The organism is Streptomyces otsuchiensis (genome assembly GCF_004305975.1).
GTDB classification, from domain to species: Bacteria; Actinomycetota; Actinomycetes; order Streptomycetales; family Streptomycetaceae; genus Streptomyces; species Streptomyces otsuchiensis.
On the sequence record NZ_BHZI01000126.1, the window covers coordinates 1 to 17,135 of the forward strand.

At 71.5% G+C, this 17,135-nt stretch carries 18 protein-coding genes; 10 read left to right on the forward strand and 8 right to left on the reverse strand.

The annotated features are described in order from the left end of the window. A partial coding sequence (locus E0D90_RS13800) for a M23 family metallopeptidase (RefSeq protein WP_130798373.1) occupies positions 1-749 on the forward strand: 749 nt, incomplete at its 5' end. 96 nt (positions 750-845) lie between these two features. On the opposite strand, the gene E0D90_RS13805 is transcribed toward E0D90_RS13800, so the two are convergent. From E0D90_RS13805 to E0D90_RS13815, 4 genes are all read right to left on the reverse strand, one after another. Beyond that, entirely contained in the window at positions 846-1,490 is a 645-nt protein-coding gene (locus E0D90_RS13805; RefSeq protein WP_130798375.1) for a disulfide bond formation protein B, read from the reverse strand. Next, positions 1,490-1,654, reverse strand: a complete 165-nt coding sequence (locus tag E0D90_RS27220; RefSeq protein WP_170214971.1) for a DUF5993 family protein — start codon at positions 1,652-1,654, stop codon at positions 1,490-1,492. The genes E0D90_RS13805 and E0D90_RS27220 overlap by 1 nt, the downstream gene beginning before the upstream one ends. Before the next feature lie 110 nt (positions 1,655-1,764). Further along, positions 1,765-2,397, reverse strand: coding sequence for an RloB family protein (locus tag E0D90_RS13810; protein ID WP_130798377.1), 633 nt, complete (start codon positions 2,395-2,397; stop codon positions 1,765-1,767). Next, complete coding sequence (locus E0D90_RS13815) at positions 2,348-3,697, reverse strand: AAA family ATPase (protein ID WP_130798379.1); 1,350 nt, start codon at positions 3,695-3,697, stop codon at positions 2,348-2,350. The genes E0D90_RS13810 and E0D90_RS13815 overlap by 50 nt, the downstream gene beginning before the upstream one ends. A 195-nt stretch (positions 3,698-3,892) precedes the next feature. Between E0D90_RS13815 and E0D90_RS13820 the strand changes: the two genes are divergently transcribed. Beyond that, complete coding sequence (locus E0D90_RS13820; RefSeq protein WP_130798381.1) at positions 3,893-5,554, forward strand: DNA repair helicase XPB; 1,662 nt, start codon at positions 3,893-3,895, stop codon at positions 5,552-5,554. A gap of 132 nt (positions 5,555-5,686) precedes the next feature. Here the strand turns inward: E0D90_RS13820 and E0D90_RS13825 are convergent, their stop codons facing one another. Beyond that, positions 5,687-6,268, reverse strand: coding sequence for a TetR/AcrR family transcriptional regulator (locus tag E0D90_RS13825; RefSeq protein ID WP_130798383.1), 582 nt, complete (start codon positions 6,266-6,268; stop codon positions 5,687-5,689). 127 nt (positions 6,269-6,395) lie between these two features. Here E0D90_RS13825 and E0D90_RS13830 point away from each other — a divergent pair, with 127 nt between their 5' ends. The 5 genes from E0D90_RS13830 to E0D90_RS13850 all read left to right on the forward strand — a co-directional run bounded on the left by E0D90_RS13830 (position 6,396) and on the right by E0D90_RS13850 (position 10,582). Next, complete coding sequence (locus E0D90_RS13830) at positions 6,396-6,848, forward strand: DoxX family protein (protein WP_130798385.1); 453 nt, start codon at positions 6,396-6,398, stop codon at positions 6,846-6,848. Positions 6,849-6,990: 142 nt separating this feature from the next. After that, complete coding sequence (locus E0D90_RS13835; protein ID WP_130798387.1) at positions 6,991-7,683, forward strand: hypothetical protein; 693 nt, start codon at positions 6,991-6,993, stop codon at positions 7,681-7,683. 341 nt (positions 7,684-8,024) lie between these two features. Beyond that, a complete protein-coding gene (locus E0D90_RS13840) occupies positions 8,025-8,723 on the forward strand; it encodes a hypothetical protein (protein ID WP_130798389.1) in 699 nt (232 codons plus the stop codon). 126 nt (positions 8,724-8,849) lie between these two features. Next, positions 8,850-9,542, forward strand: coding sequence for a hypothetical protein (locus tag E0D90_RS13845; protein WP_130798391.1), 693 nt, complete (start codon positions 8,850-8,852; stop codon positions 9,540-9,542). Positions 9,543-9,604: 62 nt separating this feature from the next. Beyond that, complete coding sequence (locus E0D90_RS13850) at positions 9,605-10,582, forward strand: hypothetical protein (protein ID WP_130798393.1); 978 nt, start codon at positions 9,605-9,607, stop codon at positions 10,580-10,582. Positions 10,583-10,774: 192 nt separating this feature from the next. On the opposite strand, the gene E0D90_RS13855 is transcribed toward E0D90_RS13850, so the two are convergent. Then, positions 10,775-11,044, reverse strand: coding sequence for a hypothetical protein (locus tag E0D90_RS13855; protein WP_103504364.1), 270 nt, complete (start codon positions 11,042-11,044; stop codon positions 10,775-10,777). A 334-nt stretch (positions 11,045-11,378) separates the two neighbouring features. Beyond that, positions 11,379-11,663: a hypothetical protein gene (locus E0D90_RS13860; RefSeq protein ID WP_130798395.1), complete on the reverse strand. Its 285-nt coding sequence runs from the start codon at positions 11,661-11,663 to the stop codon at positions 11,379-11,381. A gap of 217 nt (positions 11,664-11,880) precedes the next feature. Between E0D90_RS13860 and E0D90_RS13865 the strand changes: the two genes are divergently transcribed. Both E0D90_RS13865 and E0D90_RS13870 read left to right on the forward strand, forming a co-directional pair. Beyond that, a complete protein-coding gene (locus E0D90_RS13865; RefSeq protein WP_130798397.1) occupies positions 11,881-13,116 on the forward strand; it encodes a winged helix DNA-binding domain-containing protein in 1,236 nt (411 codons plus the stop codon). A 218-nt stretch (positions 13,117-13,334) separates the two neighbouring features. Then, positions 13,335-15,509: a HelD family protein gene (locus E0D90_RS13870; RefSeq protein WP_130798399.1), complete on the forward strand. Its 2,175-nt coding sequence runs from the start codon at positions 13,335-13,337 to the stop codon at positions 15,507-15,509. Between the two features lie 130 nt (positions 15,510-15,639). On the opposite strand, the gene E0D90_RS13875 is transcribed toward E0D90_RS13870, so the two are convergent. Then, positions 15,640-16,383: a copper homeostasis protein CutC gene (locus E0D90_RS13875; protein ID WP_130798401.1), complete on the reverse strand. Its 744-nt coding sequence runs from the start codon at positions 16,381-16,383 to the stop codon at positions 15,640-15,642. Positions 16,384-16,454: 71 nt separating this feature from the next. Here E0D90_RS13875 and E0D90_RS13880 point away from each other — a divergent pair, with 71 nt between their 5' ends. Next, the gene (locus tag E0D90_RS13880; RefSeq protein ID WP_130798403.1) at positions 16,455-17,072 is read left to right on the forward strand and encodes an HD domain-containing protein; all 618 of its coding nucleotides are present in this window, start codon (positions 16,455-16,457) and stop codon (positions 17,070-17,072) included. The last annotated feature ends 63 nt before the right edge of the window (positions 17,073-17,135 follow it).

Consider the following 17,135-nt stretch of genomic DNA (forward strand, 5'->3'; position numbering starts at 1 on the left):
CCCAGGCGCCCGACTTCAAGGCCCCCTTCGCCTGCGGACAGCAGTGGACCTACAGCCACCACTCGGCGGAGGTCCGCCGCGCGCTGGACTTCGTCCGCTCCGACGGCGGCGCGACAGCCGGCGCGCCCGTCCTCGCCTCAGCGGCCGGCACCGCCACCCGCCACTCCCAGCCGAGCGGTGCGGGCAACTACATCGTCATCGACCACGGCGGCGGCTGGACCACCTACTACTTCCATCTCCAGGACTTCTCGGTCCCCTCCGGCACCTGGGTCGAACAGGGCCGGCAGATCGGCACCACCGGATCCACCGGGAACTCCTCCGGCGCCCACATCCACTACGAGCAGCTGCTCAACGGCGTCGGCCAGAACATCGTCATCAACGGTTCCGGCCTGCCGTACCCCGCCCGCTACCACACCAACCACCTGACCAGCGACAACGGTTGCGGCGGCGGGGGTGACCCCGGCCTGTACTACGTCGACACCTTCGCCCAGACCGAGGGCTACGCCGGCCCCGACACCTCCAGCCCGCAGGGCCTGCTGTACCAGGGCACCCACTACGTCTTCTGCAAGGTGTGGGGCGCCCGCTACGACGGCGTCTACGGCCACAACCACTGGTGGCTGAGGACCGACCTGGACCAGACCTACCCCGGTGCCAACGGACGCGGCGCCTACGTCCCGGCCTACTTCCTCAGCCGCTGGGGCAACGACGAGGCCAGGGACAACAGCGGACGTGTGATCCCCGACTGCTGACCGGCCGCCCCGCACACACCTCGGCCACCACGCGCCGGTCCCCGCCCGCACCACCGCGCGGACGGGGACCGGCAACGGCGGGAGCGCCCTCCCGCGTCAGCCCAGCAGACCCACGTCGTAGAAGAACTGCCAGCGCTCGGGATCACCCGGCAGCGTCAGATGGAAACCCTCCAGCAGGAAGACCGTCACCAGGTTCACCACGATCACCAGCCCGGCCACGACCAGCGCGAACCAGCCGAACCGCAGCCCGGCCCCGCGCACCGGCAGCCGCTCGCCGTCCACCCGGTGCGCCACCGTCATCGCGCAGCCGACCGCCACCACCGACAGCTGGAACAGGATCAGCGCCCACACGTACAGGTGCAGCCCCAGCACCGCGCTTCCGTACCCCTCGTCCCCCGGCAGGATGTGCAGCATCGTCTGCCGCCAGGCGACCAGCGATCCGGCCACACAGGCGACCAGCACCAGGCCCCAGCCGGTCATGTAGTCCCGGCTCGACAGCCCGCCCGACAGGCCCCGGCGCACGATGTACGCGGCGCCCAGCACGGCCAGGACCATGAAGGTCCGCTGGAGCATGGCCAGCGGGCAGGGCTGCTCCCCCGTCGTGAACTGGTGGTGGAGCCCCACCGCCAGCACCCCGCTCCAGCCCGTCACGAAAAGGCAGGCGAACCAGTACTGCCCTCGTTCCAGCCCCGAGGGGCGCTCCCCGGTCTGCGCCAACCGGTCCGGTACCAGCACCGCCATCAGAAGCTCAGCCCCAGGGAGAGATCGCCACCGACGTGGAACGCGAAGAGCCCGAGCGCGGCCAGCAGCAGTACCCACCAGCCGGCCACCAGACCGCCCCGCGGCCGCTCACGGACCATCGCGTACCAGGTGAAGAACATCCCGGCGAAGATCAGAGTGTCCATGATCGGAAGCTAACCGCCGCCGCACCCGCCGAAGCGCACCTGGCCATTTCGCCCCGACCCACCACCCGTTCGGCCCAAACCCGGGCCCGGCCCGGCCCCGGCGCGGGCGCTCACCGACGGCGCGGCTCGGCCACCATCAGATCGACCTCAACCCACGGATTGGCCAGGAGCGGACCCGCACGGCCCACACTCTCGGCTCGGGCACGGATGCTCTGCGCCCGCTCCGCCGCGCCATCATGACGCCCCTCCAGCGCCTCGAAACGCAAGTGCTTGCGACGTGCGGTGAACCCGCAAGCCGTCTCCGTCTCGATCCGCTTCTGGATGGCCTGCGGCAGGACGTGCGCGGTGACGTCTGAGAAGTGCAGCAGGATCCACAGATCGAAGCACGGGTTGGTGAGTGCCACCCGAATGTTCTCGCCCCTGGCTAGTGCCAGTGCCTCATGAAGACGAGCGTGCGGCGGACTCTCCACATCGATCACGCACCAGACCTCGTCGTAGCCGCTCCGCCGGTCGGCCGGGCTGGTCGGTGCCCGCTTCCGATGGGCGATGGCGTCACGGACCAGTCCCAGCGGCTCGCCGCAGCCGTCGCCAATCGCTATCTGCACCGGGTGGTATCGCAGCTCCGCGCGCAGGCCGAGGAAGTACTGCCGCCCTGCACACTCGTCCTCGCAGTAGACCAGGACCCTCCGCTTCTCAGGCGACCTTCTCCCGGCCCGCCCCAGTTCCTTCGGACGCCTGCCCATCCCCGCTCCCACCCCTGAGTGCCGACACGATCGATTCGAGAATCCGCTCGTCGAAGAACGGCACCGCGCCGTACCGGCCCACCAGGTAGCGCTTCTCCTTGTTCTCCGACGAGTCCCTGACCTGGAAGTCGGACAGCGGGAACAGCGTCGTCGCGCCATCCGCGCCCTTCTCGGTCAGCCACACCTGATCCCGCCCCAGTTCGGTGCGCGTGTTGTGCCCCAGGAGCGAAGGCTCGTGGGTGCTGAAGACCAGTTGCGCCCCGTTGACGTTGGTCTCAGGCGACTGGAACAGCCCGACCAGCGCGTCCGTGAGGTTCGGGTGCAGACGGGCATCGAGCTCGTCGACGCAGAGCAGAGTCCCGTGGGCCAACGTGAAGAACACCGGGCCGAGGAGCCCGGCCCACGTCCGTGTACCGCTCGACTCCTCGGCCAGGCCGAGGGTGAAGGCGCCCTCGTCGGTCCGGTGCTCCATGCGGACGCGGTCCGTCGGGTCCTGCTCGATCGCGACGAATCGCTCTCCCATGGCCTCGCGGATTGCCCGCTCCAACCGCTCGTGCTCGGCTTCACGTTCTGGTTCGGCATCCACCACGGCGATCTCGCCGATACCGAAGTCCGCGTAGCGCAGCAGTTGCATGATCGGCTCGCCGGCTCCCGCCCCCGCGAGGTAGTGGTCGGCGGTGAAGCGGAGCCTGGAGGCGAGGTCGTAGTCGGTCGCGGAGCGGAAAGAGCTACGGAACCACTGGTAGATCTCGCCCAGCAGCGCGTGGTTCTGCGCCGCCGCGACGGAGAGGAACAGGCTGTTCGGCCGAATCAGCTTGGCGATCGTCCGCACCCCGCCGGTCAGGTTGCGCCCGAACTCGGGCCGGCCTCCGGCTGCTCGCTCGAACAGCTTGCGACGCCGCCCTTCGGGATAGCCGTAGAGCCATTCCTCGGTGAATTCCCGATCGTCACAGCTGAATCCGTACTCGTACCGCACCCCGTCGATGACGATGTCGACGACGTACGTACTCGGCGCGCCACTGTCGCGGTCGAGAGCGAAGGGACGGCGCGGTACGCCTCCGGCAGGCGCCCATCGCGCGAAGGAGTGCGCCACGGCGGAACGCATCCACACCATCGCGTGGATCACGTTGGACTTGCCCGAGGCGTTGGGCCCGAAGACACCGGCAACCGCGACGGTCCTGTGGTCACTGCGGGGAACGACCCGTTCGACCCGGGTCTCCCGGTGCTGCTCGGCGATCAACGACAGCTCCTGCTCCTGGCGCAGCGACGCGTGGTTCGTCACTCGGAAGCGAAGCAGCATGGGGGCTCCTCAGCGTACGGTCATGACATTTTCACTGCTCCTGGCGTCAGAAAACGACGTTAGCCGATTCCTGGCTGTATGTCTGTGGCTCTCACTCTGTCGGGTGAGAGAGATGCCGCCGCTGTTCCCATCGGACGAATGCGACACTGGAAGCTTGGCCCGGTTCGGGTCGACGTCCGGAGCGGAGGAGAGCGTGTGAACGGGCCACTGATCGTGCAGAGCGACAAGACGCTGCTGCTGGAGGTCGACCACGAGCGGGCGGCCGACTGCCGCCGCGCCATCGCGCCCTTCGCCGAGCTGGAGCGGGCGCCGGAGCACATCCACACCTACCGGCTGACGCCCCTGGGTCTGTGGAACGCGCGCGCCGCCGGGCACGACGCCGAGCAGGTGGTGGACGCCCTCATCAGCTACTCCCGCTACCCCGTGCCGCAGGCACTCCTGGTGGACGTCGCGGAGACCATGTCCCGGTACGGGCGGCTGACCCTCAGCAAGCACCCCGCCCACGGCCTGGTGCTCCAGACCACCGACCGGCCGGTGCTGGAGGAGATCCTGCGTTCGAAGAAGGTGAAGCCGCTGGTCGGTGAGCGGGTGGACCCCGACACCGTGGCGGTGCACCCCTCCGAGCGCGGACAGATCAAACAGACCCTCCTCAAGCTGGGCTGGCCGGCGCAGGACCTCGCGGGCTACGTCGACGGCGAGGCCCACCCGATCGAGCTGCGCGAGGACGGCTGGCAGCTGCGGCCCTACCAGCAGCAGGCGGTCGAGGGGTTCTGGCACGGCGGCTCCGGCGTCGTCGTGCTGCCGTGCGGCGCGGGCAAGACCCTGGTGGGCGCGGGCGCCATGGCGACCGCCAAGTCCACCACCCTGATCCTGGTCACCAACACGGTCTCTGCCCGGCAGTGGAAGGCGGAGCTGGTGCGCCGCACCTCGCTGACCGAGGAAGAGATCGGCGAGTACAGCGGCACCCGCAAGGAGATTCGGCCCGTCACCATCGCCACCTACCAGGTGCTGACCACTCGCCGGAAGGGCGTCTACCCGCACCTGGAGCTGTTCGACTCCCGCGACTGGGGCCTGGTCGTCTACGACGAGGTCCACCTGCTTCCGGCGCCCGTCTTCAAGTTCACCGCCGACCTCCAGGCCCGCCGCCGTCTCGGCCTCACCGCGACCCTGGTGCGCGAGGACGGCCGGGAGTCCGACGTCTTCTCCCTCATCGGCCCCAAGCGGTTCGACGCGCCGTGGAAGGAGATCGAGGCACAGGGCTACATCGCACCGGCCGACTGCGTCGAGGTCCGGGTCGACCTCACCGACTCCGAGCGCCTCGCCTACGCCACCGCCGAGTCCGACGAGAAGTACCGCTTCTGCGCGACGACCGACTCCAAGCGGCGCGTCACCGAACGGCTGGTCCGCCTCCACGCCGGGGAACAGACCCTGGTCATCGGCCAGTACATCGACCAGCTGGACGAGCTGGGCGAGCAACTCGACGCGCCCGTGATCAAGGGCGAGACCAGCAACGCGCAGCGGGAGAAGCTGTTCGAGGCGTTCCGCACCGGCGAGGTCCCGGTCCTGGTGGTCTCCAAGGTCGCCAACTTCTCCGTGGACCTGCCCGAGGCGACCGTCGCCATCCAGGTCTCCGGAACCTTCGGCTCCCGGCAGGAGGAGGCCCAGCGCCTCGGCCGGGTGCTCCGGCCGAAGGCCGACGGACACGAGGCCCGGTTCTACTCGGTCGTCGCGCGCGACACCGTCGACCAGGACTTCGCCGCCCACCGCCAGCGCTTCCTCGCGGAGCAGGGCTACGCCTACCGCATCATGGACGCCTCCGACCTGGACGAGGCGGCGGAGCCGGAGGCGGAGGGGTGACCGCGACGCGGGCGGTTCGTCCGTCCGCGTCGATGTGCCCGTCGGCGCCGGCATGACCGCCCGCCCCGGCATGACCGCCCGCCCCGGCATGACCGCCCACGCCGACGTATCCGCCCGCGCGCCGGCGTCCCGTCAGCCGTCGTCCGTGCGCTCGGCGGCCAGCAGGACCCGGTCGACGACATCGGCCACGAAGGCGGCATCGGCGGGCAGCGCCTGAATCGCAGTCCGGGTGAACACCGCCCCGGTGAGCAGCGCCAGGGAGGGCTCGACCGCGCCCGGGGCGAGGTGAGCGCGCAGGACCGACTCCAGCGAGCGGGTGCCCTCGGCGTTCACCTGCCGGCGTAGCTCGTCGACCGCGGGGTCACTGTCGGCACGCTCCAGGATGCCGCCGATGACGCGGGCCAGATGCCCCTGGGACAGGTCCTCGGCGAAGTCCGAGAGGCCGGCGATCAGGTCCGCCCTGAGGTCACCGGTCGGCTCCGGGTGACCCGCCGCACCGCAGATCTGCCCGACCGAGGCACGGATCAGGTCCAGGCGAGTGGGCCAGTGCGTGTAGATCGTGGCCTTCGCGTAGCCCGAACGACGGGCGACCTCGGCATGGGTCACCGCCGCCCATCCTTCGGCGAGGTGGATCTCGGTGGCCGCGTCCACGACATCGCGGCGGGTCCGCACCACCCGCGGGTCCAGCTCGTCACCCGTCCCCTGCGCATCCACGCCCCCACACTACCCAGCCCCGTACTCAAACCTACTCGGTGTAATGTATTGAACGGTCTGTTCAGTAGTGGACGATCAGGCTAGGATGAGAGGCCCCGGCCGAGGCGGCCGGCGAAGGAGGAGTGCCATGCCCGTGTCCGTCGATCCCCCTGTGTCGCCCTCGGCAGCACGCCACCCGGGCAGGCGGCCCCGCCGCGCGGGCGTCGCGCTCTGGGTCGCCCAGGCCGCCCTCGCCGTACTCCTGGTCGGTGGTGGCATCTTCAAGCTCGTCACCCCGGTCCAGGAGCTGGCCGACAGCTTCGCCTGGGCAGCCGAGGTACCGGCCGCCCTGCTCTGCACCAGCGCGGTCCTCGACCTCCTGGGCGGCCTCGGCATCCTCCTGCCGTCCCTCACCCGCATCGCCCCACGCGTGACCGTGCTCGCCGCACTGGGGTGCGCGGCGCTGATGGCATCGGCGGCGGTTTTCCACCTCTCGCGGGGGGAGGCTGCCGACACCCCGATGAACATCGCCCTGGCCGCGGTCGCCCTCTTCGTCGCGTGGGGCCGCCACTCCATAGCCCCGATCACCCCGAGGCGCTGACGGCCAGGCAGGGCGGGGAGCAGCGGCCCGGGACAACCACAGCGCGCGGAGCGGAACGTGACAGGACTGTCACCGTCAGCCTCTACAGTCACACGGCGAACCTGCGTAGGTTCGACAAGTCGCCTGAAGAGTGGAGTGAGTTGTGAGCAGTGTTCGCCGGGTCCGTCGCACGACGACCGCCCTGTCCGCCGTGGTGTGTGCCGCACTGGTCCTCGGCGCCTGCGGAGCCGGCGACGACGGCACCGACACTGCAGACGACACCCCGCCCGGCGTCGACCAGAGCGAGCCCGCCGACGACACCGATGGGGACGCGGACGATCAGGACGAGCCGGAGCCCGAAGACGAAGAGGACGACGACCGCCCCGAGATCGACCTCGGCAACGACTTCGAGAACATCTACGAAGACGACGCCACCGGCGACGACGTCAAGGACGCCATCCTCCGCGACAGCCGCGGCTACTTCGACGCCGTCGACGCCGCGATCATCCACCAGAACGTGGAGCACCCGGCGCTCAGCTACTACATCACCGGCGACGCGTTCACGCGAACGATCGACGTACTTGACCGGGTAATCGATGGAAACCGAGTTCCGACGGGAAGCGCTCGCATCTTCAACCGCGAGGTGACCACGTTCGATAGCGAGTCAGCGGCTGTCAGCTTCTGCCGCGATTTCTCGGCAGTTGCGAACGTCGACAAGGACACCGGAGAGGTCGGGTCGCCGATGGATGAGGATGCGAAGGCAACCCACTACACAACGCGCCTCGAACTGAGCGATCAAGGTGTCTGGCAGACCGTTGACTACCAGGTCGTCGGCGAAGCAAGTGAGTGCGCATGAAGCGACGTCCGGTACTTCTCTGTGTCACGGTAGCGATTCTGCTGGCTGCGGGGGCGGGCACAGCAGTAGCCGAAGATCGCGATGGAGCGGAAAGAGAAACTGAGCAGAAGCCGGAGTCCGGGGGCGGTGCTGACGGCCGGGAGATCAACGCACAGGCGCGGATCACGTTCACCGTGACCGGTGGGGGCGGTGGGTCCGGTGCGTTGCAGAGTTCCACGCCATGGACCCCGCCCGCGTGTTATTACGCTCCGACACACACGCCGGAGGAGTTCGAGCAGTACTGGGCCGAGTTCTACGCCGGCAAGACAAGCCCACCGTGGCCCGAACACGACCTGAACGATATGAAGGACGCCCACGAGGCGACCTACGGGCCAGACGCTGACGAGTTCCCCGACTACAACAAGGATCTCCAGGGCGAGGGCATGTTCTGGACCCGGGTGATCAACCGCGAACACCCGGACCGCACTGGACAAATGGCGTGCGCGGCCCGCATCTTCTGGGTGGACTTCACCGACCCGCCGCCACCCGGCCCCGGGGTGGTGGACTCCACGCTGCTCGCCGAACTGGCCTGGGAACGAACCCGCGTACCGGACACCGAGGTGTCACTGAACCCGGCCGACGCCCCGCAGAAGGTCAACCTCCCCACCTGGGTGTGGCTGGACGACGCCGCGTTCGAACCAGTCTCCGTGCGCGCCGAACTCGACGGCTACGGCCTGTGGGCCGAAACGACCGCGACCCCGGCCCGGCTCACCCTGCGCCCCGGCACAGACGACGCCACAACCCACCCACCCAGCAGCATCTGCGAGGCAAGCGCCGGCACCATCGGCACACCCTGGACACCCGGCGCCAGCGGCACCCCACCCTGCGGCATCACCTACACCCGCGCCACCACCAACAGCGGCACCTACCCACTCTCAGCATCCCTGACCTGGGACATCACCTGGACCGACTCCCTCGGCGACTCAGGCACCCTCCCCGACGGCGACTTCTCCACCACCCTCGACATCACCGTCGAAGAAGTCCAGACAATCGTCCGCTGACAACCCTCGACGGCAGAACCGAAGCCGAGTCAGAGCCGACTGTGACATAGCTGTCACCGTCAGCCCCTACAGTCACAGGGCGGGCTTGCGTAGGTTCGGTAAGTCATCTGAAGAGTGGAGTGAGTTGTGAGCAGTGTTCGCCGGGTCCGTCGCACGACGACCGCCCTGTCCGCCGTGGTGTGTGCCGCACTGGTCCTCGGCGCCTGCGGAAGCGGCGACGACGGCACCGACACTGCAGACGACACCCCGCCCGGCGTCGACCAGAGCGAGCCCGCCGACGACACCGATGGGGACGCGGACGATCAGGACGAGCCGGAGCCCGAAGACGAAGAGGACGACGACCGCCCCGAGATCGACCTCGGCGACGACTTCGAGAACATCTACGAAGACGACGCCACCGGCGACGACGTCAAGGACGCCATCCTCCGCGACAGCCGCGGCTACTTCGACGCCGTCGACGCCGCGATCAACCAGCAGGACACCGCCTATCCGGCGCTGACCTACTACATCGCCGACGAGGCGCTCATCAGCTCCATCAACCTGGTCGAGAGCCTGGTCGAGTCAGGAACCGCCCAGATCGGCCAGGCCAGAATCTTCGACCGCGAGGTCACCCTCTTCGAAGACGGCGCCGCAGGAGTCTTCTTCTGCCGGGACTACTCCCAGGTGACAGACATCGATCATGCGACGGGGGAGGTCAAGTCCCCGGCGGACGAGAGTGCGAAGCCGGACCTCTACACCACCCGTCTCGAAACCGACAGCGACGGGGTTTGGCAGACCGTGGAGTACGCGCTCGTCGGAGAGGCGCCCGAATGCGACTGAGCGGAAAAGCGGGTATCACCACCCTGTCGGCGGTTCTTGTCGTTTCCTTCTTTCTGTCGAGCGTGGCCGAAGCCAACGGCAGGCGCGAGAACGACCCCACCCGGCAGGACCCGGTGGAGACGGACGCCGGTCACGAGGCGGGGGAGCTCAACTCGCAGGCGCGGATTACCTTCACCGTCACCAGCGGTGGCGGTGGGTCCGGTGCGTTGAAGAGTTCCACGCCGTGGACACCACCGGCGTGTTACTACGCTCCGACGCACACCCCCGCCGAAATGGCCGCGCACTGGGATGACTTCTACGCGAACACGAACCGTGACACCTGGGCCGACGACATGCGGGAGAGCTTCGACAGCAGCCACGAGGCCCGGTTCGGGGAGGATGGCGAGTTCCCCGACTACAACAAGGATCTCCAGGACGAGGGCATGTTCTGGACCCGGGTGATCAACCGCGAACACCCCGACCATCAGGGTCAGATGGCGTGCGCGGCCCGCACGTTCTGGGTGGACTTCACTGACCCGCCGCCACCCGGCCCCGGGGTGGTGGACTCCACGCTGCTCGCCGAACTGGCCTGGGAACGAACCCGCGTGCCGGACACCGAGGTGTCACTGAACCCGGCCGATGTCCCGCAGAAGGTCAACTTCCCGACCTGGGTGTGGCTGGACGACGCCGCGTTCGAACCGGTCTCCGTGCGCGCCGAACTCGACGGCTACGGCCTGTGGGCCGAGACGACCGCGACCCCGGCCCGGCTCACCCTGCGCCCCGGCACGGCGGACGCCACAACCCACCCGTCCAGCGGCGTCTGCGAGGCGAGCGCCGGCACCATCGGCACACCCTGGACACCCGGCGCCAGCGGCACCCCACCCTGCGGCATCACCTACACCCGCGCCACCACCAACAGCGGCACCTACCCACTCTCAGCATCCCTGACCTGGGACATCACCTGGACCGACTCCCTCGGCGACTCCGGAACCCTCCCCGACGGCGACTTCTCCACCACCCTCGACATCACCGTCGAGGAAGTCCAGACCATCGTCCGCTGACAACCCTCGACGGCAGAACCGAAGCCGGGACGAGAAGGCAGCCCGCCATCGGGGGTGGCGCGGCGACGACGCGCATCACGCGCACCAGAGGTGGGCGGGAAGTCCTGTCCCACACGCCGGGCTGTGGACGACCGCGCTCGTGCGGGGGACCGCCCCGGGAGACGGGAGGGTCGGCCCCCGCAGGGCTCGGCGTCACCTCAGCTGCTTCTCCGGAAGCAGCGGCAGGCGCAGCTCGTCGTCCTTGAGCAGGTGCGGCTCGTCCCGCTGGAGCGGCGTGCCCTCGGTGACCTGCCCGAGCAGTTCGCCCGTCTCCACCATCTGCTGGGCCGCCGCCGTCGCCACGCCCGCGAAGGTCTGGCCCGGCGCCGTGCCTCCGTCGGCGGCGGACGCCACCGCGGGCGTCAGCAGGACGGCGGCACACGCCGCCACGGCGGCACGGGCGGCCTGTCGCATTCCGGTCATCGTGAACCAGCTCCTCACGTCATCGCCCGGCCCGCTCCGCGCGGCCCCGGCAAGGTACGGCACCGGACAGTCCGCCCGCGCCTCACCCGTACAACGAGGCACACGCCAACACAGCGCGCCCACCCACTCGGACGACTGAATCCGGGCTCCGCTCCCCACCGCGCCCGGCGCACGTCCTGCCGGTTGTAGGGCCTGGTGCGAACTGCGCCGCGCGCGGTCCCTGCTCCTCGTCGCCGCGACTCGCTCCTGAGACGCCGTCGCCATCACCTGGCCCGGCGGCGCGAGCCGCGTCCGGACGCCTCTGCCGCACGCGCACGGACGGAGTTGACGCTCCTCATCCGTCGCGCCGGCTCCCTCGGGCAGCCGGGACGCGGCGGACCGCGTGGCCCGTACGTCCGTCACGCTCGGCGTCGACGCGGCCGAGGAGGACGACGTCGGCGACGACGCCGGAGAGGACGCGGGCGGTGTGGAGGGCGCCGCCGAGGCGTCCCCGTTCCTGGCGCCGCTCGTCGCGCGACGGAGCGTGCGACCCGGACACCGTCCCGGAGGTCAGTGCACCGAGGGCGGTGGCGCCGTGGGCGGCGGGGTGTCCGGCGGGGGTGAAGGTGGTGGTAGCCATGGCTCCACTGTCCGCCCGTGCCCCTGTCCTCCGCATCGGTCTCCGGTTGGAACGCGGGTACCGTCCGTCTCGGACTCAGGTACCGGTCCGCCCCTCCGGGGAGCACCCCCGTCCCCGGCACGGGGGGGCGGGGAACGCGGGACCGGGGGACGGTCCGAGCCCGCACGACACGCGGACCCCCCGACCAGCAGGGTGTGCGGGGGGCGATGATGCCGGCATGACGATCACCGAGGCCGGGCTGAACCGGGCCACGCTCGCCCGCCAGTCGCTCCTGGAACGGGAGGAGTCGCCCGTCCCGGAGGCCGTCCGCCGCGCAGTGGCGCTCCAGGCGCAGCACCCCGCCTCCCCCTACGTGGCGCTGTGGAACCGCGTCTCCGGCTTCGACGCCTCGGAGCTGGACACCGCCTTCGCGGACGGCGTCGTCGTCAAGGCGACGTTGATGCGGATCACCCTGCACGCGGTCCACGCCCGCGACTATCCCGCCTTCCGGTCGGCGGTGCAGCCGACGCTGCGGGCGGCCCGGCTGGACGGCCGGTTCCGGGCGACGGGGATGAGCCCCGAGGAGATCGACGCGCTCGTCCCCGAGCTGATGCGGTTCGCCGGGACGCCGCGCACCACCGCCGAGATCGACGCCTGGCTGCGTACGCGCCCCGGCGTTCCGGCGGATCCGGCGGTCTGGCGGGCGCTGCGGGCGATCACCACGCTGGTGCACCGGCCCAGTGGTGGCCCGTGGGCGTTCGAGCACCGTCCCGTCTACCGGGCGGCCGAGATGCCCCCGCCGCTGGACCGGGAGGCGGCGGACGCCGCGCTGCCGGCCCTGGTCCACCGCTACCTGACGGCGTTCGGCCCGGCCACGGTGGCGGACGTCGCCCAGTTCTCGCTGGTGCCGCGCGCCCGGATCCGCGACGCTCTGGCGGCGCTGACGGCGACGGACGCACAGAACGCACCGGACGCACCGCACGCACCGCACGCACCGGCGGACGCGGGCCGCGCACCGGCCCCGCCGGGCGGCGGTGTGGAGCGGCTGCCGGGCCCTGCCGGGGAGACGCTGTACGACGTGCCGGGCGCACCACGTCCGCCGGGGGACGTGCCCGCGCCGCCCCGGCTGCTGGGGATGTGGGACAGCGTCCTGCTGGCCTACGCCGACCGTTCCCGCGTGATCCCCGCCGAGTACCGGACGCTGGTGACCCGCGTCAACGGGGACATGCTGCCGACGCTGCTGGTGGACGGCCGGGTCGCCGGGGTGTGGCGTGCGACAGCCGCGGGGGTCGAGGCGACCGCGTTCCGTCCGCTGCCCGCCGGAGTGTGGCGGGCGCTGTCCGCCGAGGCCGAGGGGCTGGTGGCGCTGCTGGCCGGCCGGGACCCGGAGGTGTACCGCAGGCACCACCACTGGTGGGCGAAGTTCGGCGACGCGGCGGCGGAGGTGCGGCTGCTGGCCGGGCCGGGCGGCTGAGCGGAACCGCCCGGGCCTGCCGCGCCGTGAAACCGGTTTGCGTGCGGAGCGGCGCCGCTCTAGGCTTCCGCGCCTTGCTGCCTTCCGCGCCGGGTGCGCCGGGGAGGCGTCGGCCGCACGGCAACCGGCCGGCATTCACGACTCGTTCCAGCGTTCAACGCCGCCGGGGAGGCACCGGGCGGCGGCGCTGCCGTGTGACCGCCCGGAGGCCGTAGCCGATGTCCGCCGTCCCTGAACCGCACTCCCCCGCCGCACCAACGGACCCCACCCCGCCCGCCGCGCCGGAGCCCGCCGCACCTGCGCCCGCCTCACCTGCACCTGCACTGCGCGCCGAGCGCGACCATCTCGCCGCCTCCCGTGCCGCGCTCCGCGCGATGCGCGACGACGCCGAGGCGCTGGACATCACCGACGTCACGGCGAACTGGGTCAACGCCGAGGTGCTGCGCGGCGACATCGAGCAGCGCGTCAAGTCGCTGGCCGACCTCGCGGGCACCCCACTGTTCTTCGGGCGGCTGGACTATCTGCGGTCGCTGGACGCCGACGGCGAGAGCGGCACCCGGTTCTACATCGGGCGGCGTCACGTCCATGACGCCGACGGCGATCCGATGGTCATCGACTGGCGTGCCCCCGTCTCGCAGCCGTTCTACCGGGCCTCGCCCACCGACCCGCAGGGGGTGGAGCTGCGCCGCCGGTTCGGTTACGACGGCGGCGACCTGACCGCGTACGAGGACGAGCACCTGTCGCATCTCACCGACGACGAGCGGGCCCGCGGGGCGGGCACGGCGTCGGGCTCGGCTCTGCTGCAACGGGAGATCGAACGTCCCCGCGTCGGGCCGATGCGGGACATCGTGGCGACGATCCAGCCGGAGCAGGACGAGATCGTCCGCTCCCCGCTCGGGGAGACGCTGTGCGTGCAGGGTGCGCCGGGCACCGGGAAGACGGCGGTGGGTCTGCACCGGGTGGCGTTCCTGCTGTACGCGCACCGGGAGCGGCTGGCCCGCAGCGGAACCCTGGTGGTGGGCCCGAACAGTTCGTTCCTGCGGTACATCGAGCAGGTGCTGCCGGCGCTGGGCGAGATGGAGGTCCGGCAGTCGACGGTCGCGGACCTGGTGGCGCATGTGGAGGTGCGCGGCGTGGACCCGACGCCGGCCGCGCGACTGAAGGGCGACGCGCGGATGGCGCGGGTGCTGCGCCGCGCGGTGCGGTCGGGGGTGCGGATGCCCGCCGAGTCGCTGGTGCTGGTGCGTGGCTCGCGGACGTGGCGGATTCCGGCGTACGAGATCGAGGAGCTGGTGCGGGAGCTGCTGGATCGCGACATCCGCTACGGCGCGGCCCGGGAGGCGTTGCCGCAGCGGATCGCGCACGCGGTGCTGGTGCGGATGGAGCGGTCCGGGGAGGCCCCGGACGACCGGGTGCAGGCGGCGGTGGCGCGCAGCGGTCCGGTGAAGGCGGTGGTCAAGGAGGTCTGGCCGCCGGTGGACGCGGCCAAGGTGGTGCTGCGGCTGCTGTCGGACGCGGAGTTCCTGGCGGAGCAGGCCGCGGGGGTGCTGAGCGAGGAGGAGCAGAAGACGCTGCTCTGGGAGCGTCCCGCGCGCGGTGTGAAGTCGGCGAAGTGGTCTGCGGCCGACGCCGTACTGATCGACGAGGCGCGTGACGTCATCGAGCGGACCCCGTCACTGGGCCATGTGGTGCTGGACGAGGCGCAGGATCTCTCGCCCATGCAGTACCGGGCGGTGGGACGGCGCTGCTCCACGGGATCGGCGACGGTCCTGGGGGATCTGGCGCAGGGCACCACCCCGTGGGCGACCGACACCTGGGCGCAGGCGCTGACCCATCTGGGCAAGCCGGAGGCGGTGGTCAGCGAGCTGACGGAGGGGTTCCGTGTGCCGCGTCAGGTGATCGCCTACGCGTCGCGGCTGCTCCCCGCCATCGCGCCGGAGCTGTCGGAGGCGACCTCGGTGCGGGAGTCGGCCGGGGCGCTGGAGATCCGGCCGGTGGGGGCGCCGGAGGAGCTGGCCGGGGCGGCTGTCGCTGCCTGCCGGGAGGCGTTGGGGCACGAGGGGTCGGTCGGGCTGATCGCGGCCGACGCGCGGTTGCCGGAGCTGGCACGGGCGCTGACCGCGGCGGGCCTGCCGTATCTGTCGCCGGGCGAGGAGACCAGTGCGGGGATGCGGCTGACGCTGGTGCCCACGTCACTGGCCAAGGGCCTGGAGTACGACTACGTGGTGGTCGACGAACCGGCCGCGATCGTGAGCGGCGAGCCGGACGAACGGACGGGGCTGCGGCGGCTGTACGTGGCGCTGACGCGCGCGGTGTCCGGGCTGGCGGTGGCACACCACGCGCCGCTCCCGGCCCAGCTGTCGACGGCGGCCGTCGACGTCCGCACCCGGTAGTGGCGGGGCTGCCGTTGACCGGCGGCCGTTGACGGCAGCACCGGCCCGGTGCCCTCCGCGCCCGGCGCGCGGCAGGCCCGGTGCGCGGCAGGCGCGGCCCCCTCCGGCCCCTCCAACCGTCTCCGTCGGTTCAGGCGTGCGCGGGCCGGTCCAGGGCGGTGCCGTCGTGCGCGGGCCGGTCGAGGGCGTCGCGCCAGGCGCGTACCGCGTCGGCGTCCACCGGGCCGGCCCAGCCCGCCGGGCGGGCGGCGCCGCCGATGTGGAAGGCGTCGAGCCCGGCGGCGCGCAGCTGCGGGAGGTGGTCCAGCCGCAGGCCGCCGCCGACCATGATGCGCGGCAGGTATCCCGGCTCGTCGGCGCCGGTGCGGGCGGCCTCGGTGCGCAGCACCTCCAGGCCGCCGTCCACGCCGTTCGGGGAGCCGGCGGTGAGGTAGGTGTCGAGGCCGGGTGTGCCGTCGAGCTGCTTGCGCAGCGCGGAGCGGTCGGCGGTGCTGTCGATGGCGCGGTGGAAGGTCCAGGCGGCGGGGCCAGTGGCCTCGGTGAGGGCGGTGACGGCGGCGAGGTCGGCCAGGCCGCTCTCGTCGAGGAAGCCGAGGACGTAGGCGTCGGCGCCCGCGGCCCGCAGTTCCCGCGCGGTGGCGCAGAGCTGGTCCAGCTGGGGGGTGTCCCCGGCGGCGAAGCCGTCCTGGAGGCGCAGCATGACGCGCAGCGGCAGGTCGACCGCGTCGCGGACGGCGGTGAACGTGGCGATGGCGGGGCTGAGGCCGTCGGCGTCCATGTCGGCGACCAGTTCGAGGCGGTCCGCCCCGCCGGTCTCCGCAGCGACGGCGTCCTCGGCGGTGAGGGCGATCACCTCAAGAAGTGGTCTAGACATGTAGCAGAGGGTGTCACAGCTCCTCCGCGCTTGAAAAGACGCCCTCGGGTGACTCGGGCGAGAATGGCGTTATGTCCTCACTCCTGACGCGCTTTCCGCCGCTGCTGGACGACGCGCCGGGCGCCGGGGAACTCGGCGCCGCCCTGCTGGACCGCTGGTCGGAACCGCACCGCGTGTACCACTCGCTCTCCCACCTCCGGGCGGTCCTGGGCCGTCTGGACGAACTGTCCGGCCACGCCGCCGATCCGGCGGCGGTGGAGCTGGCGGCCTGGTTCCACGACGCGGTGTACGAGCCGGGGTCCGGCGACAACGAGGAACGCAGCGCCCTGCTGGCCGAGCGGGCCTTGCCGGACCTGGGCTGTCCGGCGCGCCGGGTCGCCACGACCGCGCGCCTGGTGCGGCTGACGGCCGGCCACGACCCCGGCCCGGGCGACCGTGACGGCGAGGCGCTGTGCGACGCGGATCTGGCGGTCCTGGGCGGGGCGCCCGAGGAGTACGCGCACTACACGGCCGCCGTGCGGCTCGAGTACGCGGCCATGCCCGCGGAGGCGTTCGGGGCCGGCCGCGCCGAGGTGCTGCGGCGGCTGCTGGCACAGCCCGGCCTGTTCCGCACACCGCACGGGCGGCGGCACTGGGAGGCGAACGCCCGCTACAACCTGCGGGCGGAGCTGGAGCTGCTCACCGCCTGAGCCGCCGCCGGCAGCGTGTGGCACCCCGGCACCCCGGCACCCCGGCACCCCGGCACGCGATAC